The sequence below is a fragment of the Chloroflexus sp. genome (assembly GCF_034434295.1).
Classification (GTDB): domain Bacteria; phylum Chloroflexota; class Chloroflexia; order Chloroflexales; family Chloroflexaceae; genus Chloroflexus.
Window position 1 is genome coordinate 33,146 of record NZ_DAOTZQ010000011.1, and the last position, 23,413, is coordinate 56,558.

Sequence of the window (23,413 nt, forward strand, 5' to 3'; positions counted from 1 at the left end):
CCCCCTACCAGCGCCACCGGGCAGGAGCCGTCTGTACCGCATCCCGCCCGCTTTTGCTCACCCCTCCCCGATGTGGGACGGGCGCTAGCACTCTCTCACCCTACACCCACCGCACTGACGCTACCAGGCAGGTTGAGCGAACGTCCCCTCTGCGTCGCAGCGATGTCCTCCTCCACCTTCCCACTGACATCGCAGGCAACCGACCACTGGTTTCCACTTGTCGAAGCAGGCATTCGGCGCTACTATAGCACCAATCGGCAACGAATGCCATCGATTGTACAAGGAGGTACACCTATGAACCGCATCGTGCGGGCACCACGCGGTACAACGTTGACCTGTGCCAACTGGCAGATTGAAGCGGCATACCGCATGATCCAGAACAACCTCGATCCCGATGTCGCCTTCGACCCAGATCATCTGATCGTCTACGGTGGACGCGGGCGAGCGGCCCGCAACTGGGAATGTTTCGACGCCATCCTCGCCACCCTCCGCCGACTCCGCCCCGACGAGACACTGATTGTGCAATCAGGGAAGCCGGTCGCTGTCTTCCGTACTCACACCGACGCCCCCCGCGTGCTGATCGCCAATGCCAATCTGGTGCCGGCCTGGGCCACGCAGTCCAATTTCGACCGCTGGGAAGCTGCCGGGTTGACGATGTACGGGCAGATGACAGCCGGAAGCTGGATTTATATCGGTACCCAGGGTATCCTGCAAGGTACCTACGAGACCTTCGGTGCGCTGGCGCGCTCGGCGGGCTGGGGAACGCTCCGCGGCAGGCTGGTAGTTACTGCCGGTCTCGGTGAGATGGGTGGCGCACAACCGCTGGCCGTGACCTTGAATGAAGGTGTGGTCATCGCGGTCGAAATTGACCGCTGGCGGGCAGAGCGTCGTCTGCGCCTGCGTCAGGTGGATCGCCTGAGCGATGATCTCGAAGAGGCGATGACCTGGGCCGAAGAGGCACGGGCGAGCGGCACACCGCTTTCGATTGCGCTGATCGGAAACGCGGCCGAGCTGCTGCCTGAGCTGCTGCGCCGCGGCGTGGTGCCCGATGTGGCGACCGATCAGACCAGTGCCCACGATGTACGATACGGCTATATCCCTGCCGGCCTGTCTCTCGCCGAAGCTGCCGAACTACGCGAACGCGACCCCGACGAGTATGACCGGCGTGCGATGGCGTCGATGGCCGAACACGTGCGCACCCTGCTGGAATGGCAGCGCCGTGGCACTATCGTCTTCGATTATGGCAATAACCTCCGCCAGCGCGCCTTCGATGCCGGCGTTCACGATGCGTTTAGTTATCCCGGCTTCGTTCCGGCCTACATCCGACCGCTCTTCTGCGAAGGAAAGGGGCCGTTCCGTTGGGTGGCTCTCTCTGGCGATCCCGAAGACATCTACGTCACTGATCGCGCCATCGCCGAACTCTTCCCCCACGACGAACACCTCGGTCGCTGGTTGCGCCTTGCCCGCGACCATGTCGCCTTCCAGGGTCTCCCCGCCCGCATCTGCTGGCTAGGCTACGGCGAACGGGCACAGGCCGGCTTGCTCCTGAACGATCTGGTCGCTCGCGGTATCGTCAAAGCCCCGATTGTCATCGGTCGTGACCATCTCGACGCCGGTTCGGTCGCCAGCCCCAACCGCGAAACCGAAGGCATGCGCGACGGTTCCGACGCAATTGCCGATTGGCCGCTGCTCAACGCCCTGATCAACGCGGTCGGTGGTGCCACCTGGGTCAGCATCCATCACGGTGGTGGCGTCGGGATTGGCTACAGCATCCATGCCGGCCAGGTCATCGTCGCCGACGGCACTCCCGAAGCCGCCCGCCGCATCGAACGGGTGCTGACCACCGATCCCGGTATGGGAGTCGTCCGCCACGCCGATGCCGTCTATCCCGAAGCCATCGCGTTTGCCCGCCGTCACGGGATTGATATGCCCATGCTAGGGTAAGCCGGTCGTGTCGGCGGGGTGATAACCCTCCCGCGGCACACGGCCCCGGCCCAAGCCTGACCCGCCAACGCGAGAGTGCCGAACAGCGAACGCAGGTGCCTATCGTCGTGGGATTACTAGGTCAGGGTTGGCGTAAGCCGGTCGTGTCGGCGGGGTGACAACCCTCCCGCGGCACACGGCCCCGGCCCAACCCTGGCCCGCCAACGCGAGAGTGTTGAACGTCTGGAATAATTAATAACCGGTGGATAACACCAGAGGTCATATGTTAGAACCATGCGATCTGCTGATTCACTCAGCGTCCCAGCTCGTCACCTGTGCCGGGCCACCTGGCCCTCGTCGTGGTGCTGCTATGCGCGATGTCGGCATTATTCCCGACGGCGCAGTAGCGATTCGCGGCTCAACCATCATCGCCGTCGGAGCAAGTAACGAACTCCGCCGTCGCTTTCGTCCTGCGCAAGAGATTGATGCTAGCGGTCACGCCGTCTGCCCCGGTCTGATCGACTGCCATACCCACATCGTTTACGCCGGGGATCGGGTTGCCGAATTCGAGCAACGTTGCGCAGGCGCGACCTATCAAGAGATTATGGCCGCCGGTGGCGGCATTCTGCGCACAATGCAGCTCACCCGGGCTGCGACCACCACCACCCTGGTGGCCGAGACCCTGCCCAGGCTGAACCAGATGTTGCGGTTGGGCACCACCACCGCCGAAGTCAAAACCGGTTATGGTCTGGAGCAAGACGCCGAACTACGCCAGCTCGCCACCATCGAGCTGCTGGCTGCCGTCCAACCGATTGAACTGGTACCGACCTTCTTACCGGCTCACGCCATACCACCAGAGTTCGCCGACCGCCCCGATGCCTACATTGATCTGATCGTCGAATCGATGTTACCCCTGGCCCACGAGCGCTACCGCAACTCGTTCTTTGCCGGACATCACATTCCCCTCTTCGTCGATGTCTTCTGCGAGCGTGGCGCCTTCGATGTCGCGCAGAGTCGCCGGGTACTCAGTGCAGCTCGTGAACGCGGCTTGCCCCGTAAAGCGCACGTCGATGAGTTTACCGAATTGGGTGGGCTGGCAATGGCCCTGGAAATGGCAGCCACCTCGGTCGACCATCTTGATGTGACCGGTGCCGCTGCCTTTCCCGCGCTGGCTGCCAGCACCACCATCGCCGTCCTGCTCCCGCTCGTCTCAATCAATCTCGGCATCACCCATTTTGCCGCTGCCCGGCAGATGATCGATGCTGGCGTCGCGATTGCCCTCAGCACCGATGCCAATCCCGGATCGGCGCCGTCGGTATCGCTACCGTTGACCATGGCGATTGCCTGTCGCTACCTGCGGATGGCACCAGCCGAAGCCCTGTTGGCCACCACCGTCAATGCGGCACACGCCATCGGGTTGGGCGGCAGAATCGGCGCATTGCTGCCCGGTATGCAGGCCGACCTGATCATCCTCGCCGAGGCCGATTACCGCTGGCTCATGTACGAGTTAGGCGGTACGCCGATCGCGCAGGTCCTCAAACGCGGTCAGGTTGTCTGGAAGTCGTGATCAGTTGCAAACCTACCAACACACTCCGAGGAGCTATGCAGATTCATGAAGTTATCCTTGATGGCGAAAGCCTGACAATCGAACAGGTATTGGCCGTCGCTTACGGCCAGCCCGGTAACCCCATCGTGCGCCTGGCTCCAATCGCCCGGCAGCGGGTTGAACGGGCCGCACAGGCAGTGCAAGACTTGCTGGCACGCGGCGTGGTTGCTTACGGCATTACCACCGGTTTTGGTGCATTTAAAGATCGGGTCATTGCTCCCGACCAGGTCGAACGTCTGCAATACAACATCCTGGTCAGCCACGCCGTGGGAGTTGGGCCGGTCTTTGATGTTCCTACTACCCGCGCCATCATGCTCATTCGTGCCAACACGCTGGCCCGTGGGCATTCGGGCGTGCGTTTGCAGACGGTTGAACGTCTGCTTGATATGCTCAACCAGGGCATACATCCCCGGATTCCCTGCAAGGGATCGCTGGGCGCGAGCGGCGATCTGGCACCACTGGCCCATATGGCGTTGCCGCTCATCGGGCTGGGCGAGGTCGAATGGCAGGGTGAGGTACTGCCGGCGGCAACGGCTTTGAAACGACTGGGTTGGCAACCGCTTCATCTGGCCGCCAAAGAGGGACTGGCTTTAACCAACGGTACCGCAGTTATGTGTGCGCTGGGCGTGATCGAAACTGCCCGTGCCGAGACCCTGAGCGCCACCGCCGATATTGCCGGCTGCCTCAGCTTAGAAGCTCTCTACGGCACACCGGCAGCGTTCGATGCCCGCCTGCACGCACTGCGCCCCTTCCCCCGCCAGATCGAATGCGCTGCCCATCTGCGCCGCTTACTGGCCGGTAGCACCTTCGTCCGCAACAACGACCCGCGCCACGTCCAGGATGCCTACACCCTCCGCTGCATCCCACAGGTACACGGCGCCGTGCGCGATGCGATTGCCTACGCCCGCTGGGTCTTTGCCATTGAATTGAATGCTGTCACCGACAACCCGCTCCTGTTCGTTGACGATGATGGTAACGCCGAAGTCATCTCAGGCGGCAATTTTCACGGTGAGCCGCTGGCAATCGCTCTCGATTACCTGGGCCTGGCTGTAGCCGAACTCGGCAACATCGCCGAACGGCGCTTAATGCGGCTTACCGATGAAGCATCCAACACCCATGTCCTGCCGGCCTTCCTGACCAGGGCCGGTGGGCTGAATTCGGGCTTCATGATCATCCAGTACACGGCAGCGGCCCTGGCAACCGAAAACAAAGTGCTTGCCCACCCGGCCAGTGTCGATAGCATTCCCACATCGGCAAATGTTGAAGATCACGTCAGTATGGGCGTTACTGCCGGGCTGAAACTGCGCAGCATCATCGACAACGTCAGCCAGATTCTGGCGCTTGAGCTATTCGCGGCGGCGCAGGGCATCGACTTTCGCCGCCAGGAACTGGGTAGCCAGGCCCGACTGGGACGCGGCACCGGGCCGGTGTACGAACTGATTCGCCAACACGTGCCATTCATAGCCGAAGACACCCTCCTCCACCCCTACATCACCATCATCAGTGACCTCATTGCTCAGGGCAAGATCGCTGCTACCGCTGCCGTTCATGACGACGTGGATGCGTAAGCACTGCTCAACGCAATCCAACCATCGTCAGCCGGGAAGCTGAAACAGCGCGTGCGGAAGCATCAGGCTTCCGCACGCTGTCCAGGCGTGATACCAAATCTGGGGTGGCAGAGGTCATGACATGTTTCCACAATCATCATGGCCCTTGCACTTCGTCGCCGTGGGCAAGCGCCGGTATTCCGTAAGCACGCGCCTGCGGTTTGTAGTACCTGCAACCGCACGGCATATCGTGTGACAGCCGGTATCACATGCTGGTCTACCCTGGCAGCGCGAGCCTCCGGCTCGCTCACCACCGGTAACCGCCCGCGCTACCCGCTGCCAGCGGTATTGCGCACCCCTCAACCAACCCACGATAGCGGAGTGTCCAACGTCGGTGGTTTCCACCAGGCATGACCCACGTGTCACTCAGGAACTGGGTGGTCACGCACACCATCTATCGGCGTGGTGCGCACGTTCAGCCCGCGTGCCGGCATCCCCACTACCGCCGTTGAGTAATGGAAGCAGGCGCTAGAACCTGGTTCAACAAACATCTACTACGAATATCATTGATTACTGACTGATTCCAGGTATGGTTGTGTCAACGGCGTGCCACGCACGGATCGTGAGCACGGCTGCTGCGGAGCATGGCTGTCGCACTCCAAACGACGCGGCACGCATCTGGCAAGCGTGCAACGCAACCGATCCAGTGCGTGATGGCACTAGAGATGGTCATCAGCCCCCTCGCTGCCATACCGGCAGCCTGGGAGCAGGGAATACTGTCGTTATTTCCTATTTCCTACACCCTATTTTCTACTTCCTACTTCCTACTAGTCCAGGTTTGTTATAATGCCAATAATTGCACGACAGAGCGCAGACGGCTGCGCGTTTTCGCTTGACATGTATTCCTGCCTGAAACAGCGTAGATCGCCACCTGACGCGGAGCAGTCGGCGGGAACATCTATACCTGATGAGGACACCACATGGCCACACACAGCATACCGGTACTGGATTTTGGTTCGCAAACCGCTCAGCTCATCGTGCGGCGGTTGCGTGAACTGGGCTACTACAGCGAGTTATTGCCACACGACGCCCCCGAAGATCAGGTGCGGGCGTTGTCGCCGGTTGGCATTGTACTCAGTGGTGGCCCGGCAAGTGTCTACGAACCTGGCGCCCCCACGTTCCCGTCGTGGTTGCTGGCGAGTGATCTACCGGTCTTCGGTATCTGCTACGGCATGCAATTAATTAGCCATACCCTGGGCGGGATTGTCACCCGTCCGGCCGGTCGCGAATACGGCCCGGCGATGATCACCATCACCCATCCGCACCCCCTCTTTGCCGATACCCCAACCGAACAACCGGTCTGGATGAGTCATGGTGATCGGATCGAACAGTTGCCCACCGGTTTCACGGCGATTGCTGCCAATCCGGCGACCCCCTTCGCCGCCATCGCCGATGATCGGCGCAAGTGGTATGGTGTCCAGTTTCACCCCGAAGTGGTGCATACCGTCTATGGCCGCACCATTTTGACCAACTTTGCCCGCCTGTGTGGTGCACGCCCTGAATGGCAACCCAACAGCTTCGTCGCCGAAGCCATCGAGCGGGTCAAAGCCCAGGTCGGTGATCACGGGTGCGTTATCTGTGCGCTGTCTGGTGGTGTCGACTCGGCAGTGGCCGCGCTCATTATTCATCGTGCTATCGGTGATCGCCTGACCTGCGTTTTTGTTGATAATGGCCTGTTACGGGCAGGCGAAGCGGAACAGGTGATCTCTACCTTCAGCGAGCATTTTCACGTGCCGCTGATTGCGGTTGATGCCCGCGAAGAGTTTATGACCGCCCTGAAAGGGGTGATTGATCCTGAACAGAAGCGCAAAATCATCGGCGAGAAATTCATTCGTATCTTTGAGCGTGAAGCTCGCGCTCTCGCTGGGGTTGAATTCCTCGCCCAGGGCACTCTCTACCCCGACGTGATCGAGTCGACAGCCCCCGACCGCCCAAAGGCGGCGAAAATAAAAACCCACCACAATGTCGGTGGCCTACCGGCAGACATGCAGCTCAAACTGGTTGAGCCGCTGCGCTATCTGTTCAAAGACGAGGTGCGCGCCGCTGGCTTACAGCTTGGTCTGCCCGAAACGTGGGTCTGGCGCCACCCCTTCCCTGGGCCGGGGCTGGCAGTGCGCATTATCGGTGAAGTAACCTGGGAGCGCCTGGAGATACTGCGGCAGGCGGATAAGATCTTTTTGGAAGAGTTGCATGCCAGTGGCTATTATCGCGCTACCCAACAGGCGTTTGCCGTCCTGCTGCCGGTGCAAAGTGTGGGTGTGATGGGTGATGGTCGTACCTACGGCGTCACGATTGCCTTGCGTGCGATTACAACTGAAGACTATATGACTGCCGACTGGGCACGCCTGCCTTATGAGCTGCTGGCCCACGTGAGTAGCCGTATCGTTAACGAAGTCGAAGGGGTCAATCGGGTTGTGTACGATATTTCGTCGAAGCCACCGGCAACTATCGAATGGGAGTAGCCAGCACCGGCAGCGCCGTGCTACAATAAAGCCATGCGCATACCACGAACAATCGCAATTGACGGCCAATCGGCCGCAGGAAAAAGTACATTAGGCGCACTGCTTGCCGCTGAGCTGGGCTACCTCTACTTCGACACGGGTGTGATGTACCGTGCCATGGCCCTGGCGGCACTGCGTGCCGACATCGATCCCGATGATGAGGCCGCGCTGACGGCCCTGGCCCATCGGTTGACTATCGATGTTACAGCGCCAACGGTGACAGATGGGCGCCAGTATACGGTGCTGATCGATGGCGAAGATGTTACCTGGGCAATTCGTGATCCCGACGTTGAGCGGATTGTCTCGCGGACAGCCCGTTTTCCGGCGGTACGGCGCGAGATGATTCGCCAGCAACAGGCCATCGGGCGGCGGGGGCGCGTGGTGATGGTTGGCCGCGACATCGGGACAGTGGTGATGCCTGATGCTGATCTGAAAATTTATCTTCAGGCATCATTAGCCGAACGGGCACGACGACGCCTGGCCGAACTGCGCAGCAGGAATATTGAGATGTCGCTCGAACAGGTCGCCGCAGCACTGGCGGAACGCGATGCGCTGGACGCTCACGTTGCTCAGCCGGCGGACGATGCGATTATCCTGGTGAACGATGGCCTGACGCCGGCAGAAGAGGTGGCATGGGTGCTACGGCAATTTGCCAATGGTGATCAACCTCTTGCGCAAGAGATTAATCGGTGTAAGTCCACCCCCTGAATATTCGGTACAGCAGCAGATTCAGGAGAGAAGTGTTATGGCCGGTAACATTCTTGATCGCTTACTGTACGAAGATGCCGATAGTGCGCTCGATCTGGCTCCAAACGAGGAGATTCTCTATGTTACCGGCCGCCACTGGATCGTTCTCTTGTCGCGTCTGATTGTGCCGTTGCTCGGTATCTGTTTCTTTGGTGGGATTGCTCTGTACCGGGCTATCGGTGGTGGCTTTCTGGTATTCAACACTGGTGAGCCAACCGGCTTTGATCTCTTCAACATCGTGCTGGTTTTGATCGAAGCTGTATTGCTACTCTTCTGGGTGGCGTTGTGGGTGCGTGGCGGCAAAGACCCCAATCCGAAGCGAGTGTTGTTGACAGCGAATGGAGCCGTCCTTGCCCTGATCGGGTTTCGCTATAATGGTGGCCGTATTTTCTACATCGATCCCGGTCGTTTTTTCGGTCAGACGTTTGATCCGCTCAACCTGCTCTTCATCGGCCTGGCAACGATCAGCCTCTTCTCGATCTTCTTTGTTGTCTACGACTGGTTGAACGATGAGCTGATCCTCACTAATCGCCGGGTTGTCTACGATAATGATCAGGTCTTCATTCCGCGCCTGCTCGAACAGCGTGTACAACAACAGATTTTCATCGAGGAAATTCAAGATGTTGCCGCAGCAACCAAGACCTATCTCCAGCACTGGCTGAAATACGGAACCATCGAGGTCAAATCGGCGCGTATTGGCGGGAATATCGTCTTTCACAGTGCTCGCGATCCAAAAGAGATGCAGCGGCAAATCATGGCTCAGGTCAATGAAAACCGGCGTAAACGCGGCGAGCAAGACATGGTCTCGTTGGTGGAATCCCGTGTCTATAACGAACCTCCACCGCGCACCAAACGTCCTCTACCGATGACTACGCCCCGCTGGCGATGGTTGGGCTGGCTATTACCGCCAAACCCTGAAGTGCAACCGGAAAAAGAGACCATCATCTGGCGTAAACACTGGTTCTTCTTGCTTCAGGGCCTCTTCCCGCCGCTGGCGATGCTCTTCACAGGCTGGATCATTGTGGTGTTACTCGGTAGTCTGGGTTTATTGCCTTCTTTGTGGCTGACAGTATTGATCAGCGCGATCCTGATCGCGTTTCTCGCCTGGTCGGTTTGGGAAGTTGAAGACTATCGCAATGATATGTACATTCTGACCCCAACCAACATCATTGATATCGAGAAGAAACCGTTTGGCCCGGAAGATCGGCGGGCTGCCAGTCTCGGCGCAGTCACGAATGTCTCGTTTGAGACGACCTTTATCAGTAATCTGCTAGGCTACGGTGACGTTGTGGTTGAGACAGCCGGTAGTGGTGGGAAGTTTACCTTCACCCATGTACCCAACCCGCGTGATGTTGTAACGAAGATCAACGATTATTATGTGATGTTCAAACGTGCTGATAAAGAGCGTTCCCTCAACGACATGCTGGAGCTGCTCCGGCATTATCATCTCGCTCAGCAACGGCATAACGAATTGCTACCGGCCAACGGTACGACCCTTCGTCTGGCTGAACAATCAACCGAGACTACTGAGGAGCAAAAATCGCCATGAGGCGCTACGCCTTTCTCTGTTGCCTGCTTGCCCTTATTCTGACACCCTCAATCGTTGCCGCGCAATCCCCATCACCGATAACCATTACAGTACGGGCAGGTCTCGATGGAGAAGGAACCTACCACCCGTCGTTCTGGTTTCCGGTGGAAGTCACGCTGACAAATGATGGCCCCGATCGTGAAGTTATGCTTGAATGGCGTGCCACCAATATGCAGTCATTTCGACAACGCTACCGGGTTGATTTACCCGGTGGTGCTCGCAAGCGGATTATCTTGCCGATAGTGCAGCCTGCTGGTGAACAGGCTTCGCTCATAGCAACCGCCGATGGTGTTGAACTGTGGCGTGAACGGATTTCGCTCAAGCCGCTTAGCGATAATATACCGACGCTCGGTTTACTGAGCAGTGACCCGTCGGTCTTTAGCAGCTTAACCGTTGCCGATACGCAGGTTGTGCCGCTGGATCCGACCTTTCTTCCAGCCGATCCGATCCTGCTGATGGCGTTTGATACTATCGCAGTTCGTGAACTGACGGCCGAATTACAACCAGGGCAACGGGAGGCATTGATCACCTGGATCCACCAGGGCGGAACCCTGCTGGTCGGTGGTGGAGCAGTTGGCGAAGTTGCCATCCGAACCTTGAGCGATGTGTTGCCGGCGACCGTTGGCCCGCTTCGCCGTGATGTGCCTGTCGACGAATTAGAACGGATCAGCGGCTTGAACGGATTGCGCAATTTTGTCCCGTCACTGACCGCTAACGCCGTCACTGTGCGGCCTGAAGCGCGGGCTATCACGACCGACGGCCTGATCAGTCAGATTGAGGTGGGAGCAGGGAAGGTTGTCTTTGCCGCGTTTGATCTGGCTACCTTGCGAGCATCACCTGCCGAAGCGCAATTCTGGCGGGGTGTGCTTGATCTTCAGCCCCGTATCAATCTCGCCGGTAGCTTGCGCACCAGTTTTAATGATCTTATCCAGGGTAGTCTGGCGCAATCCTTATATGCCTTCCCTTCAACGGCAACCTTACTGCTGCTGATCGGTACCTATATTGTCATCATTGGCCCGATCCACTACCTCGTTCTGCGTGGTTTGCGGCGGCTTGAACTGGCCTGGATCACCACCCCGCTGCTGATTACCATCTTTCTCGGCGGGGCATTTGTGGCGAGTTATGTGGTGCGTGGTTCACAAGTGCAGGTCATCCAGTTGGTGATTGTGCAAGGCGCTACCAATAGCCCGCTGGCGACAACCACTAACCTGCTTGGTGTGCTCTCCCCACAACGTCAGACCTACGACCTGACTTTTCCCGCTGATGCTCATATATCACAGTTGGCCGATGCGACAATGCGTGGTACGGACATGAACCCCGAATACAGTGACACAAATGTGACTATTGCTGACCTGGTGATTGATGCGGCGGCGCTGCGTACCCTGATTGTGGAACAGAGTACGACCAATGCCGTTCAACTGACACATAATCTAACCTGGAATCAGAAACGCTGGCAGGGGACATTGATCAATACCGGCCCCGTCGACCTGCGTGATGCAATGGTTGTCTGGCAAAATGAAATGCAGTGGATTGGCACGCTGGCGTCGGGGGCTGAGGTGAACATCGATCTGGCTGACGGTCGGGATAATTTCTTACGCGAAGTTATGCCTTTTGAAGAGGCAACCCTGTTCAATCGGCAGAGTGTGTTGGAAAACCTGTTTTGGTATCCGTTTAGCAATGTGATGATGTTTCCCGAGGCTGTCAATCTACCGGCCATACCCGGCGACGGTGTGTTTGTTCTCGGCTGGAGCACAGAGGTGACACCTGTTGTCCAGATCGATGGCTCATTGGTGACGCACGGTGAAACACTCTACATCATCAGGCTACGCTGATCGCTTACCTATCTGGTTTATTCCCTATGACAGCTATCGTTGAAACCAAAAATCTCACCCGTTACTACGGCGCCATGCTCGCCCTCGATCATCTCAATCTGCACATTCCCGCCGGTGCGGTCTATGGCTTTATCGGCCCGAATGGTGCTGGTAAGACAACGACGATGCGCATCCTGACGACCCTGCTGACTCCGTCGGGTGGTGAGGCATGGGTCGCCGGGTTCTCGGTCACCCATCAACGAACCGAGGTACGGCGGGCGGTGGGATTTATGCCCGATTCGTTTGGTTTCTACAACAACATGACGGCTGCCGAATACCTTAAGTTCTTCGCCGATGCGTATCATGTGCCGCCCGCCCGTCAGGCCGGCTTGATCGACGATTTGCTGACCCTGGTCGATCTGGCCCACAAACGCGATAGTGATGTGATGTCACTCTCTCGCGGGATGAAACAACGGCTCAGCCTGGCCCGCACCCTGATTCACGATCCGCAGTTGTTGATCCTGGATGAACCGGCCAGCGGCCTCGATCCGCGGGCGCGTGTCGAGCTGCGCGAGCTGCTCAAAGAGCTGCGCCGCCTGGGCAAGACGATCATGATCAGCTCGCATATTCTAACCGAACTGGCCGAGATGTGTACCCACATTGGCATCATCGAACGGGGTAAACTGCTGGCGTCAGGCGATGTCACGACAATTATGCGTTCGTTGCAGCCGCACCGCACGTTTGAGGTACATGTTATCAGTGATCTTCAGCAGGCTGCGGTAGCGGCAGCGACCGCCGATCACGTTCTGGCCGTGCGCACCATCACCGACGATGAACCACCCCGGCTTGAAATCGATGTTGACGGCGATAATCATGCGGTGAGTGCGTTGCTGGCCCATCTGATCAATCACGGCGTCGAAGTCGTTCACTTTACGGTGCAGACTAGTAATTTAGAAGAAGTATTTCTCAAGGTGACACAGGGTGTCATCGGGTAACAGGCCACTACCGCGGCAATGATAGCAGGCGTACTGAGCAGATGAGGCCGGCATACATTTCGTGTTCATCGCCTCACCAAGGGAAGCATAGACGTATCAAAGTGAAGGGCTTACAACGCTCGCGGATGGTAGTGCCCGGTTCGCTACATAGACGCCAGGGCGACCGTGTGGTCGTCCTGGCGGGAGTGCTGAGGAATGAACGCTTCGCCTAATCCAGGCGGCGCTCGCTAAAATCACGACCGTCGAAGGACAGCAGGCGGCGCTTGTCTTCAATCACCGTCTCCAGATGGACGGGGCGCGTCCAAATCTTGTACAGATTGCGCATCGTCTCGCGGGCATAGTCCATCTTGAGATCGACGCCTTCATGACGATGACGCAGATAAAGTTCGCCGCGATTGCCATAGTTGCCGTCCTCAACAAAGATCACTGGCTGGCCAAAATTGGTGAGTCGGAAGAGCAGCTTCTCTTTGACCTCCTTAAATTCACGCGAGGCAATTTCGTAGAGATCGGTATCGCGGTTGTAGCGGAAGGTAAAGAGCTTCTGCTCCATCACGAATTCTGGGGTGAGGAATTCATCGATGAAGGTGACGTCGTTGTAGAGACGGCGCACTTCAAAGATCTTTTGGCGGCCTAGACCGAGTTGTTTGTCCCAGGATCGCTTGAGCGCGATGTCGTCGCACTCTTCGTACTCCTTGCCGAATTTGCCCTTGTTCCAGCGATCCTCAATATCGCGCAGAAGTTCCAGCCCCAGCTTGTAAGGGTTCAGGCGGCCGCCGCCGGTGGCAACGACGCCTGAATGCAGGTCGGCGAAGGAGACAATCTCGGCTGCCGAGGCAACCCGCTGGGTCATGATGGTGCTGTGCCAGTAGCTATTGTGGTTGATAAAGCCCTGCGCGGCGTAGCGATGCGTTGTCGTCACCGAGATGTCGTAAACATCGGCCGTGCCGTGTTCAAGCGCAGTGACCTCATCGGCCCAAAAGACAGATGTCGCCGGGGTCGTATATGCGCGTTCCAGATCATCACCATTGTCAATGTGTACCGTGGTGTCGGTGCGATGAGCCAGGACACCCAGATTGGTCAGTAGCAACTGCACCGTGGTGGCCACATCAACATCCGCGCAGGTGAGCGTGAGACCACTCGCCACGGACTGTGCGGCACCCTGGCAGAAGGCGCGGAGGAATGCCACGACCTGCGGGCGTGGCGAGCGTCGAATGGCGTCTAACGCCTGCTGATCGGCGTGCGTGACGCAGCGCCGACCGATTGCCGCTGCCAGCTTTTCATCGACGACCACAGCCGCTGCCCTGCGGTACCCACGGCGGTATGGCGACGACGTGGTGGCAGCAGGTGCCCCAGCCGTTACCAGAACCCGTGGCAATGGTCGGCGGCAGCGGAGTAGCGCTGGTTCGGTTGCCCACAGTTCGGTACCGCCGGCAATGCGCACCCGGTCACCAATCTGCAACTCGTCGAGCCGTCGCCAGGTACCATCAGCCAGCATAATCCGATGGTTGTGTGAACCGGTCAGGGTGAAACCGGCACGGGTACGCATAGTCACCGTCGGGTAATCGGTAAAGCGGTTCCAGTCGTACACGGTTTGCTGTCGTTCGCCATCGCTCACCTGGAGCCGCTGACGATGATTCACGACCTCGCGCATCGGCACCAGTCCGTGATCGGTCAAGATGAGGCTATCGCCGTGCAGACATGCCCACCCTTCGTTGAGGATTTTGGTCATCCCCTGGGGCGCGAAGTAGTAGGCTTCATCGCGAATAATTTCGAGCACGGTATGTTGCCAGCTTTCCAGCGGGGCAAAATTCATCAGGAAGAGCAACACATCGCGCTGCGGGTTTTCAGGAAATCGCCGCTGGCGGGCGCGTTCCTCTTCGAGCTTACGGCGTTGGGCTTCGAGGAATTCAGGCGGGTTGATATAATCTCGCATGTATTCGTGCTCGACCGGTAAGCCCTCCACCACTGGCGGTTCTTCCTCGTTCACGATAGGGCGTGGGGTGACGGCTTCTGGGCGACGGATGTAGGGGGCATGGTAGTCGATCAGATTCTCTAACGACAGACAGGTGTCGATGAATTCTTCGACCGTGTCATAACCAATGCGGTCGATAATTCGCTGAATCCGGGCGGCGTGGTTTGCCATTGTATCGAGCATCTTGCGATTGGTATGGGCAAACCACATATTATTCTTGAAGAAATCAACGTGCCCGGTAACGTGTGCCATCACCATCTTTTGGGTGACATCTTCATTCCCTTCGAGCAGATAGGCATACGCCGGGTTGTTGTTAATCACCATCTCGTAAATGGTGCTCCCGGCCCAGACATGCCCCTTCAGTAACTGATCGTACTCCATGCCGAAGCGCCAGTGTGGATAGCGCGTCGGAAATCCGCCGAACGCCGCCGTCTCATAGAGCGTTCGGTAATCGAGCACTTCGTAAATAATGGGAAAGAAATCGAGACCGTATTCGCGGGCAATCTGCTCGATCTCCTGACGCGCCTGTTCGAGATGAGCGGGAAGGCGGGTACTCTTCATACACACACCATTGGGGGTAACGCAATCAGCGGCCTTTGCCGAGGAAGGCGCGAATTGCATCATAGATATCGTCACGGTCGGCAATTTCGGCAATCACTACTCGATCATCACCACGGAGATACTCTTCCAGATCGTGGGCGAAACGACCTGATCCGTACAACGAACGCACCTGACCGTAGCAGAAGAGGTTAACCTTCGGTAGTAGCTCGCGCTTAAGCAGTTCAACACATTCGCGGGTATCACCACCGCCCCAGTTGTCGCCATCAGAGAAATGGAACGGGTAGATGTTCCACTCAGTCGCCGGGTAACGCTCGTCGATCAGTCGATTGCAGAGCTTGTAGGCCGACGAGATTTTGGTCCCGCCACCTTCACGAATGTGGTAGAAGGTCTGCTGATCAACCTCTTTGGCGGCTGCGTCGTGGACGATATAGCGAATTTCGATAGACTTATACTGTGAACGCAGCCAGGTCTCGATCCAGAAGGCGGTCATGCGTACCAGCTCTTTTTGTTCGGTACCCATCGACCCTGAAACGTCCATCATATAAATAATGACGGCGTTACTTTCGGGCATCAGGGTCTCTTTCCATGAGCGGTAACGCATATCGTCGGGAATAGGCACCACCACCGGATTATGAATATCGTACTCGCCAGAGGCGATCTGGCGGCGGAGTGCCTCACGATAGGTACGCTTGAAGTGGCGTAGCGAGTTAGGCCCGGTACGGCGGATTCCGCTGTATTTATCCTTCTCGCTGATCAGGTTCTTCTTGCCCTTGGGCTGAATGTTGGGCAGTTGTAACTCTTCACCCAAAATCTGAGCCAGCTCTTCAATCGAGACATCAACCTCTAAGATATGCTGGCCGGGTTCAGCTCCAGCCTGGCCTGCACCGGGCTGACCATCACCCTGGACGATTGGATCACCAACGTTTCCCTCGCCCTGCCCAACGCCACCGGCCTGCTTGGCCCCGTAGCGGAACTGCGGAATGTCAATCTGCGGCATGGGAATGCTGACAAAGCGTTTCCCCTGCCGACCGATCAACTCCCCTTGGGACATATATTTGCGCAGGTCTTTTTTTATCCGACCACGCACAATCTCACGGAAGCGACTGAGATCGCGTTCTGCGCGTTTCATTGACATCGACATTGTAGCCCCCCATCCTGGTATCGGAAGAGGGCGCTTGACCGCCCTCTTCCGTGCCGGTTACTGGTTGCATGGCGAACGTGGTATCATCGACGCCTAACGGCGGGTATCACCACGGGCAAAGATTGAGGCCACATAATTGAGCACATCGGTGGCCGACTGCTCGTTGTACCCGAAGTCGCGGATCAGGCGGGCCTTCACCACGTCGATCTTCTCTTGCGTGTCGCGGTCGATCACGCGCGAGACGAGTGAGGTGAGCTTGATGCTGTCTTTCTGGTCTTCAAACAGCTTCAGCTCAAGCGCCTTGTGCAGACGCTCGTTGGTGCGGTAATCGAAGGTCTTCCCTTCAATGGCCAGCGCACCGATATAGTTCATAATCTCGCGCCGGAAGTCATCTTTGCGCGACTCAGGAATATCGATCTTCTCCTCGATGCTGCGCATCAGGCGCTCATCAGGTTCTTCGTACTGGCCGGTGTAGCGGTTACGCACCTTCTCGCGCTGGGTGTAAGCCTTGATGTTATCGATGTAGTTGGCGCACAGGCGCTTAATCGCCTCTTCGTCGGCTGAGATGGCTCGCTGCACTTCGTTCTTCACAATCTCAGTATACTCCTCACGAACAATTGCCAGTAGGTCGCGGTAGCGCTTGCGCTGCTCTTCATCGGTAATCAGCGCGTGATTCTTGAGGCCACTCTCTAGCTCGTTGAGCACCATAAAGGGGTTGATATAGCCCTCTTCCTGATTGCTCACCAGAGCATTCGAGATTTTATCCTGAATGTAGCGCGGCGAGATGCCTTCCATGCCCTCGCGCACTGCCTCTTTGCGCAGCTCCTTGATGTTGTCTTCGGTGAAACCGGGCAGCGTCTTGCCGTTGTAGAGCTTGAGCTTCTGCAAGAGGGTGAGGTTTGGCTTCTTCGGTTCTTCGAGCCGGGTCAACACGGCCCACATCGCCGCCATTTCGAGGGTATGGGGCGCAATATGGACACGTACCTTCTTCTTGTTGAAATCGCGCTCGTAGATACGTACTTCGTCGCGGAGACGGGTGACGTAGGGAATATCGATGCGAACGGTACGGTCTTTGAGCGCCTCCATGAATTCGTTGTTCTCCAGCCGCCGATACTCAGGCTCGTTGGTATGCCCGATAATCACCTCGTCGATGTCGGTTTGGGCAAACTTCTTCGACTTGATCCGATGCTCTTGCGACGCACCGAGCAGGTCGTAAAGGAAGGCTACATCGAGCTTGAGCATTTCGACGAACTCAATAATGCCACGGTTGGCAATGTTGAATTCGCCATCGAAGTTAAAGGCGCGTGGATCGGAGTCGGAGCCGTAGATCGCAATCTTGCGATAGTTAATATCGCCGGTCAGTTCCGTGCTATCCTGGTTCTTCTCGTCTTTGGGCTGGAAGGTACCGATACCGACCCGATCCTGCTCGCTGAAGACCAGACGGCGCACGCGCACATGGTTTATCACCTTCAGCCAATCACCGTCGTACCGCTGCATCAGCTCGCGGAAGTGGAAGCGGCAAACCGGGCAGAGATCGCCTTCAATGCGAATCTGGTGGTCGGGTTCGAGGGTCTCGTTGAGACGCTCAATAAACGTCGTCCGCAACTCGCGTGGAATGAGATGCAGTGGCTCCTCGTGCATCGGGCACTTTTCCCATTCCGTTTCGGGCACCTGACGCCAATCGATGGTATCATGATTCTCGATCACGCCGGGGTACCAGTCGTAAGTGTAGAGTGCCCCTTCTTCAGTTCGTGAGTAGTGTTCGAGGCCACGTTTGAGGCGGCGAACAATCGTTGATTTCGAGGAACCAACCGGCCCGTGGAGCAACAATACCCGCTTCTCAGTACCGTAGCCGCGGGCAGCACCTTTAAAGAAATTGACCAGTCGCATCAAGGGTATCTCAAGACCGAAGATAGCATCATCGCCATCAAACGACTCGTCAGAGAAGAACTTGTAGCGGATCAGTCGTTTTTTGGCATCAATAAATTCTTCGGTGCCATACGACATAATCATGTCGTAGACCCGTTGAAAGGCATTACGGGCAACCCGCGGATTGCGAACGACGATGTCGAGATACTCGCTAAAGGTTCCGCGCCAGTTGAGCTGTTGGAAGCGGCGACGATCTTGCTGTTCACCGATCATCTTCATCAGCTCAAAACCGGATAGAGTCATGTTCATACAACCTCCTGCTGAGGGATGACCCCGCCGACGATCCGGCGGAGTGTTTGATGCGTTGCAGCGGGCATCACGATGTTGGTGATGCATAACCACGGTCGGGATGCCAACGTGCAGGGTACAGACTGGCCAGTAAACGGTGGTGTTACCGTGTGCCAGTGAGCGCGCACGCCGTATGGGACAGCTTTGCGTGCTCTGGGAAGCAATACGAGGAATCTTTCAAGTGAAGGTATTATAGCAAGGTGTTTCTTGCTCGTCAAGGACTTTATGTCGTGTTGATCATTTGTTCAGGAAGGAAAGAATATGACTGAAGTAGATCTTGTGTTGTTCGTTATTCTTGGTTTGTTTACCATCCTTGGCCTGTATTGGGGAATTATTCGCCAGGTGCTGGCGGTCGTTGGTTTGGTCGTGGGCTTTATGCTGGCCGGGCAATACGGTAGCGAGGTAGCGGTGTGGCTGGGTTCGCTGATTACCGATCCGAATCTGGCGCAGGTGTTGGGTTTTATTGCGGTGTTGTTGCTGGTCAGTGCTACGACCAGCCTGATCGCGTCGTTGTTGCACGCGCTGGCGGGTCTGGTTTTTCTGGGCTGGCTTGATCATTTGCTGGGGGCGCTCCTGGGTCTGGTGCAGGGCTTGTTGGCGGTAACGGCAGTATTGATTGTCCTGGTGGTGTTTCCGGTCGAACCATGGAGTGGGTTCGTGCGTAGTTCGTTGCTCGCCGGTTGGCTGCTGCGGATCGGTGAGCCGCTCACGATGTTGCTGCCGGAGCTGTTTGCGATGGCGGTCCGAACCTTCAATGAGTTCGGGGTTTTGCCGTAATCGGTTGGCCGGCTTCATGTATGATTATCTTGATTGGCATAACATCGTGTAGAGCGCTTCGTAGCGTGGTAACAGGCTATCGGCAGCGAAGCGACTCCTGGCTACACGCCGTGCGTTTGCCCCCAGGTGCTGACGTGTAGCCGGGTCGTTGAGTAAGCGCACGATCCAGTCGACCATTGCCGGTACCGTGGGAGCCAGAATGCCGGTCTGGCCGTGGTCGATAATATCGGGTGTACCGCCGGTCGGCATCGCAATAATCGGTGTGCCAAGTGTAGCAGCTTCGATCAAGGCTCGCGAGAGTGGTTCGCCCCAATTTGAGGGAAACAGGAACAGGGCGCAGCGTGCGGTTAAACGCAAGAGTTCATCGTGATCAACCCAATCGAGCACGCGACCGGGCAGGCGATGGCGGGTCAGTGCAGCAGCAATGGCCGGGCGCAGCGCACCATCGCCAGCTATCAGGAGCGTGAATGGTGGCAATGCGTGCTGATACTCGGCCAGGGCGGTCATCAGATCGAGCAGTAACCCGGCTCCTTTGTTGACCTCTAATTTGCCGGCGAAGAGGATCAGTTCTCCCTCCCACGTGGTACGCGGCGGTGTCGCTACGATGGCATCACTGGCTGCGATGTCAACCATGTTGGGGATGACGTGAATCCGTTCCGGCGCAACCAGCTCCGCGAGGCGACGGGCAATGTACTGACTCGGTGCGATAACTGCATCTGCACTTGCCAGCAAGCTGGCCCGGTGCCGAAGATGCGCATATAGATATGGGATCGCGGGTAGCGCGAGGACACCGCGCAGGGCACCCAGCCGGGCGGGCAGATCGGTCACCAATGCGGCCCACGAACCGCCGGGATGGGGAATCCGGTTGCCATGGAGACCGGTTGCGAAATAGTCCCACGGCCAGTGATCACGTACTGTAACCACGACCGGCACCTTGAGCCTCTTGCGGGCAAGGATGGCAGCAGCAGCGGCCTGGGTGTGTTGGGCATGGATCAGATCGACTCCGCCTTGTTTGTTGGCGGTCGCGATCATTGCCTGGGCTAGCCGCGGCCAGAACCGTTCGTGACGAAAGTAGTTTTGCACAAAGGGTAGTGCCGGTGCGTAGTAGGGAACCCGTTGGATCGGGATGCTCTCCAGATGTAAGCGGACGGGTGAACGACAGGGTTGTCGGCACGGCACCAGCACCTGCACCGTATGCCCGCGACGGTGTAGTCCACTGGCCAGCGTAAAGCTGCTCCAGGCCGCACCACCGCGCCCATCGGGTGGAAAGACATCGGAAGGGATAAGAATGCGCATACGATCACATTTATTATAGAACCCAGTCTTCGCCCTTTGTCACCACAGAGACACGGAGAGCACAGCGGATGTGGATAACCTGCGTTGCTACCTTGAGGCATGACAGCGCGTCCATAGGAACGGTCTGCTACCCACATCGCTCATGCGGTTACGCCACAAGGTGTTGAGCACAACATCGTGCTGTGCATTCTGGTAGTCAGCCTTCGTGGCCTGCTCACAGCATAGAGGTAACTTGATTTGATATAAGACTCGGCTATCGCTTGACCATTGCTACTCAACCTGCTTGCTGAACTTTTCGATAGCGACGGTCAGATCGGAAAAAGTACGTTGCAAGCCGACCAGATGCTCTTGCTGGGCACGAACAAAGCGGACAAACGGGGCATTCCGCTCGCGGATCTGGCGGAGTGTGTGCTCGCTTTCCCGCTCGATCTGCTGGCGTAGTTCGGTACGCAGTTGGGCGCGTACTTCATCGATCTTCTTGCGTAGGCTCTCTTTTGCCTGTCGCCGTTTGGCCGGAAGAATTGCCAGACCTAAGCCGGCTACCGTCAAAGCTGCCAGAATACCGGTAACATCGAGTAACACGGTGTGAAATACCGCAACCAGTGTTGCTCCCAGACCTACCGCGCTCAGCCCGGTGATGGCAGTCGCCGCAACCGATGATTGGACTTCACCTGCCAGTTGTTGGGCTTCAGTCTGGCGGTTATAGCTGGCAATGGCGTTCTGAGCAGCCTGACCGATACTCTCCAGCAGGGCCTGGCGATTGTAGGCGAAACTTCCTCCCACTTCACCCAGCATGTGATCGCGATGGGCCAGCGCACGCCGTTGAATGAACTCATCAACGCTCTGTTGCAGGCGCAGGTTCTTTTCCACCAGCCAGTCGATCAGTTTCTGAATGCGTTGGTCAAGCTGTTGGTATGTGTCACCAATCACCTCTTGCTCGAAGGCGGCACGCAGACGATTGCTGTCGATCAATTCGCGAATCCGACTCAGGCGAATAGTCTCGTCACAGAATTGTTCCCCACGCGCTTGCAAGGTCGTTAATACCTGATCAATCTCGTTCAGATGGTATTCCGCGTCCTGTTTCAACTCATCCCCGAAGAAGGCAAGCTGTCGCTCGATCTGGTCAATCGCCTGAATGTCGTCGCTGAGCGTAGCCAGTCGCGCTTCGGTGGCCGCGAGGTATTTGCTGGTGATCCAACGGGCTACACCCAGCGGCGAGAGGAGTTTGAGCCGCAAGCGGGTCTCTTCGTCAAGCGTGTCAACCACGAAGTGCTCAAAGGCTGCCATCCCGCTTGCCTGCCACTGCTCGACCGAGTCATCAGTTTGCTGGCGGGCTTGCAGAGCGCGCCGGGCCGAGACCAGGAACAGCTCTGGTGAGTGTTCTAACACGCGATTAACGTGGTCGCGAACAAACTGGGCGACCTGTTCTTGCTCGGCTTGCGTCAAGATATCGATCTTGTTGATCACCACAACAATCTTTTTACCCCAATCCTTAATCAATTCGAGAAAGGTACGCTCGCTTTCGGTAAAGGGGCGATCTGCCGAGGTGAGGAAAATCACCAGATCGGCCCGCGGAATAAAGTCGCGGGTGAGACGTTCGTGGTGCCGGATGACCGCATTGGTACCGGGTGTGTCCACCACTATAAGCTGATGCAGCATCTCAGCGGGATAGTGATGAATGCGGAGACCGGGTTCGACTAGTTCGTCGGATGGCTCCGGCCCGTATTTCAGCAGTGTGATAGCATCTGTCGTTGGTGTCACCCCTTCAGGCAGCACCTGAGCGCCGAGCAGGGCATTGAGAAAGGTTGATTTGCCGGAGTTGAACTCGCCGGCGACCACGATCAAAAACAGCTCACGTAAACTGGTTCGGCTGCCGGCAAGCGCATTACGGTCGCTTGCGTCAACATCGGTGCCAAACTGATCCAGGGCGGTATCGATCTGTTGCAGCAGGGCATCGAGTTCGTTGAGCAGCCTGTCTTGTTGGTCAGTGGTCAAACGTCGTCGCCGAAACAGGCCGAACGGTAATGTGATCACAGCAGTCCTCGCACACTATTCAGCGGGCCGATTATACACCCAGATTGCGGGCAACAACGGCCAATGCGGCTAATGCTAATGCCAGTCCAGCGATGCCGTACAGTAAACCGGAAGCGAGGTTGTGTCGATCCCACAGTGGCCTACGACGCGCAGGGCCGATAGTCTCGATCCGACGGCCACGCCAGTATGTGACCCTGGTGTTTGATTGGCGCAAGCCGGGCAACGAGATGCCAAAAGTCTGTGCGGCCTGATACAACAGCCATCCGGCTGGAAATGCCAGCGCCAGGGCTATAATTGGCCAGGGCAGACTGCGATTGTTTGCCAGAATGATAATGATAGCGAACAGCGCAATCCAGCGCCAGTCGATGCGAAACGCAGGCATGAACATCTCCTTTCGCGATATAGGGTATGATAGCACATATGTGAGGATGTTGGTTTATGTCCACCGCCGGGTTTATGTGACGTGCAAGCCGGCATCGTCATCCTGTTCGGGTCATTGCTGGCGAGAGGGTATCTGCGCTGTGCGTGTACTATGCTTTCCCCGATCCTGGTTCGAGTACCTATGCATTACCCACATGTCGCACAGTAGCCGGTATGACACCTCATAACACCTCGTGCTGGACACGGCGCATCATCG

General features: G+C 57.3%; 15 protein-coding genes. 9 read left to right on the forward strand and 6 right to left on the reverse strand.

Translation table 11 applies throughout. The features are described from left to right. Positions 1–294: 294 nt before the first annotated feature. The 8 genes from hutU (at position 295) to VAE57_RS02555 (ending at position 12,778) form a co-directional block, all read left to right on the forward strand. A complete protein-coding gene (gene hutU, locus VAE57_RS02520; RefSeq protein WP_322820343.1) occupies positions 295–1,944 on the forward strand; it encodes a urocanate hydratase in 1,650 nt (549 codons plus the stop codon). A gap of 262 nt (positions 1,945–2,206) precedes the next feature. Further along, entirely contained in the window at positions 2,207–3,490 is a 1,284-nt protein-coding gene (hutI, locus tag VAE57_RS02525) for an imidazolonepropionase (protein ID WP_322820344.1), read from the forward strand. Between the two features lie 35 nt (positions 3,491–3,525). Continuing rightward, entirely contained in the window at positions 3,526–5,097 is a 1,572-nt protein-coding gene (gene hutH, locus VAE57_RS02530; RefSeq protein ID WP_322820345.1) for a histidine ammonia-lyase, read from the forward strand. A gap of 959 nt (positions 5,098–6,056) precedes the next feature. After that, on the forward strand, positions 6,057–7,598 hold the full coding sequence (gene guaA / locus VAE57_RS02535) for a glutamine-hydrolyzing GMP synthase (protein WP_322820346.1): 1,542 nt from the start codon (positions 6,057–6,059) through the stop codon (positions 7,596–7,598). Between the two features lie 33 nt (positions 7,599–7,631). After that, positions 7,632–8,345, forward strand: coding sequence for a (d)CMP kinase (cmk, locus tag VAE57_RS02540; RefSeq protein WP_322820347.1), 714 nt, complete (start codon positions 7,632–7,634; stop codon positions 8,343–8,345). A gap of 37 nt (positions 8,346–8,382) precedes the next feature. After that, the gene (locus VAE57_RS02545; RefSeq protein ID WP_322820348.1) at positions 8,383–9,933 is read left to right on the forward strand and encodes a PH domain-containing protein; all 1,551 of its coding nucleotides are present in this window, start codon (positions 8,383–8,385) and stop codon (positions 9,931–9,933) included. Next, positions 9,930–11,804, forward strand: coding sequence for a hypothetical protein (locus VAE57_RS02550; protein ID WP_322820349.1), 1,875 nt, complete (start codon positions 9,930–9,932; stop codon positions 11,802–11,804). The genes VAE57_RS02545 and VAE57_RS02550 overlap by 4 nt, the downstream gene beginning before the upstream one ends. A 26-nt stretch (positions 11,805–11,830) precedes the next feature. Then, entirely contained in the window at positions 11,831–12,778 is a 948-nt protein-coding gene (locus VAE57_RS02555; protein ID WP_322820350.1) for an ABC transporter ATP-binding protein, read from the forward strand. A gap of 208 nt (positions 12,779–12,986) precedes the next feature. Here VAE57_RS02555 and VAE57_RS02560 read toward each other — a convergent pair whose 3' ends face one another. The 3 genes from VAE57_RS02560 to VAE57_RS02570 form a co-directional block, all read right to left on the reverse strand. Beyond that, positions 12,987–15,311 carry a SpoVR family protein gene (locus tag VAE57_RS02560; RefSeq protein ID WP_322820351.1) on the reverse strand — a complete coding sequence of 775 codons (2,325 nt, stop codon included), beginning with the start codon at positions 15,309–15,311 and terminating at the stop codon, positions 12,987–12,989. A gap of 25 nt (positions 15,312–15,336) precedes the next feature. Then, the gene (locus tag VAE57_RS02565) at positions 15,337–16,446 is read right to left on the reverse strand and encodes a DUF444 family protein (protein ID WP_416208424.1); all 1,110 of its coding nucleotides are present in this window, start codon (positions 16,444–16,446) and stop codon (positions 15,337–15,339) included. Positions 16,447–16,545: 99 nt separating this feature from the next. Then, positions 16,546–18,624, reverse strand: a complete 2,079-nt coding sequence (locus tag VAE57_RS02570; protein WP_322820389.1) for a serine protein kinase — start codon at positions 18,622–18,624, stop codon at positions 16,546–16,548. A gap of 306 nt (positions 18,625–18,930) precedes the next feature. On the opposite strand from VAE57_RS02570, the gene VAE57_RS02575 reads away from it, so the two are divergent. After that, entirely contained in the window at positions 18,931–19,446 is a 516-nt protein-coding gene (locus tag VAE57_RS02575; RefSeq protein WP_322820353.1) for a CvpA family protein, read from the forward strand. 24 nt (positions 19,447–19,470) lie between these two features. Here VAE57_RS02575 and VAE57_RS02580 read toward each other — a convergent pair whose 3' ends face one another. The 3 genes from VAE57_RS02580 to VAE57_RS02590 form a co-directional block, all read right to left on the reverse strand. Beyond that, positions 19,471–20,742: a glycosyltransferase family 4 protein gene (locus tag VAE57_RS02580; RefSeq protein ID WP_322820354.1), complete on the reverse strand. Its 1,272-nt coding sequence runs from the start codon at positions 20,740–20,742 to the stop codon at positions 19,471–19,473. 270 nt (positions 20,743–21,012) lie between these two features. Further along, a complete protein-coding gene (locus VAE57_RS02585) occupies positions 21,013–22,776 on the reverse strand; it encodes a dynamin family protein (protein WP_322820355.1) in 1,764 nt (587 codons plus the stop codon). Between the two features lie 31 nt (positions 22,777–22,807). After that, positions 22,808–23,158, reverse strand: a complete 351-nt coding sequence (locus VAE57_RS02590; protein ID WP_322820356.1) for a hypothetical protein — start codon at positions 23,156–23,158, stop codon at positions 22,808–22,810. Positions 23,159–23,413: the final 255 nt, after the last annotated feature.

What these genes read in the sequence shown, in the direction of transcription:
- VAE57_RS02550 (WP_322820349.1), top strand. Translation starts at nt 9,930, where the DNA reads ATGAGGCGCTACGCCTTTCTCTGTTGCCTGCTTGCCCTTATTCTGACA.
- VAE57_RS02560 (WP_322820351.1), bottom strand. Translation starts at nt 15,311, where the DNA reads ATGAAGAGTACCCGCCTTCCCGCTCATCTCGAACAGGCGCGTCAGGAG.
- hutU (WP_322820343.1), top strand. Translation starts at nt 295, where the DNA reads ATGAACCGCATCGTGCGGGCACCACGCGGTACAACGTTGACCTGTGCC.
- VAE57_RS02545 (WP_322820348.1), top strand. Translation starts at nt 8,383, where the DNA reads ATGGCCGGTAACATTCTTGATCGCTTACTGTACGAAGATGCCGATAGT.
- VAE57_RS02555 (WP_322820350.1), top strand. Translation starts at nt 11,831, where the DNA reads ATGACAGCTATCGTTGAAACCAAAAATCTCACCCGTTACTACGGCGCC.
- cmk (WP_322820347.1), top strand. Translation starts at nt 7,632, where the DNA reads ATGCGCATACCACGAACAATCGCAATTGACGGCCAATCGGCCGCAGGA.
- VAE57_RS02575 (WP_322820353.1), top strand. Translation starts at nt 18,931, where the DNA reads ATGACTGAAGTAGATCTTGTGTTGTTCGTTATTCTTGGTTTGTTTACC.
- VAE57_RS02570 (WP_322820389.1), bottom strand. Translation starts at nt 18,624, where the DNA reads ATGACTCTATCCGGTTTTGAGCTGATGAAGATGATCGGTGAACAGCAA.
- guaA (WP_322820346.1), top strand. Translation starts at nt 6,057, where the DNA reads ATGGCCACACACAGCATACCGGTACTGGATTTTGGTTCGCAAACCGCT.
- VAE57_RS02590 (WP_322820356.1), bottom strand. Translation starts at nt 23,158, where the DNA reads ATGCCTGCGTTTCGCATCGACTGGCGCTGGATTGCGCTGTTCGCTATC.
- hutI (WP_322820344.1), top strand. Translation starts at nt 2,207, where the DNA reads ATGTTAGAACCATGCGATCTGCTGATTCACTCAGCGTCCCAGCTCGTC.
- hutH (WP_322820345.1), top strand. Translation starts at nt 3,526, where the DNA reads ATGCAGATTCATGAAGTTATCCTTGATGGCGAAAGCCTGACAATCGAA.
- VAE57_RS02580 (WP_322820354.1), bottom strand. Translation starts at nt 20,742, where the DNA reads ATGCGCATTCTTATCCCTTCCGATGTCTTTCCACCCGATGGGCGCGGT.
- VAE57_RS02565 (WP_416208424.1), bottom strand. Translation starts at nt 16,446, where the DNA reads ATGTCAATGAAACGCGCAGAACGCGATCTCAGTCGCTTCCGTGAGATT.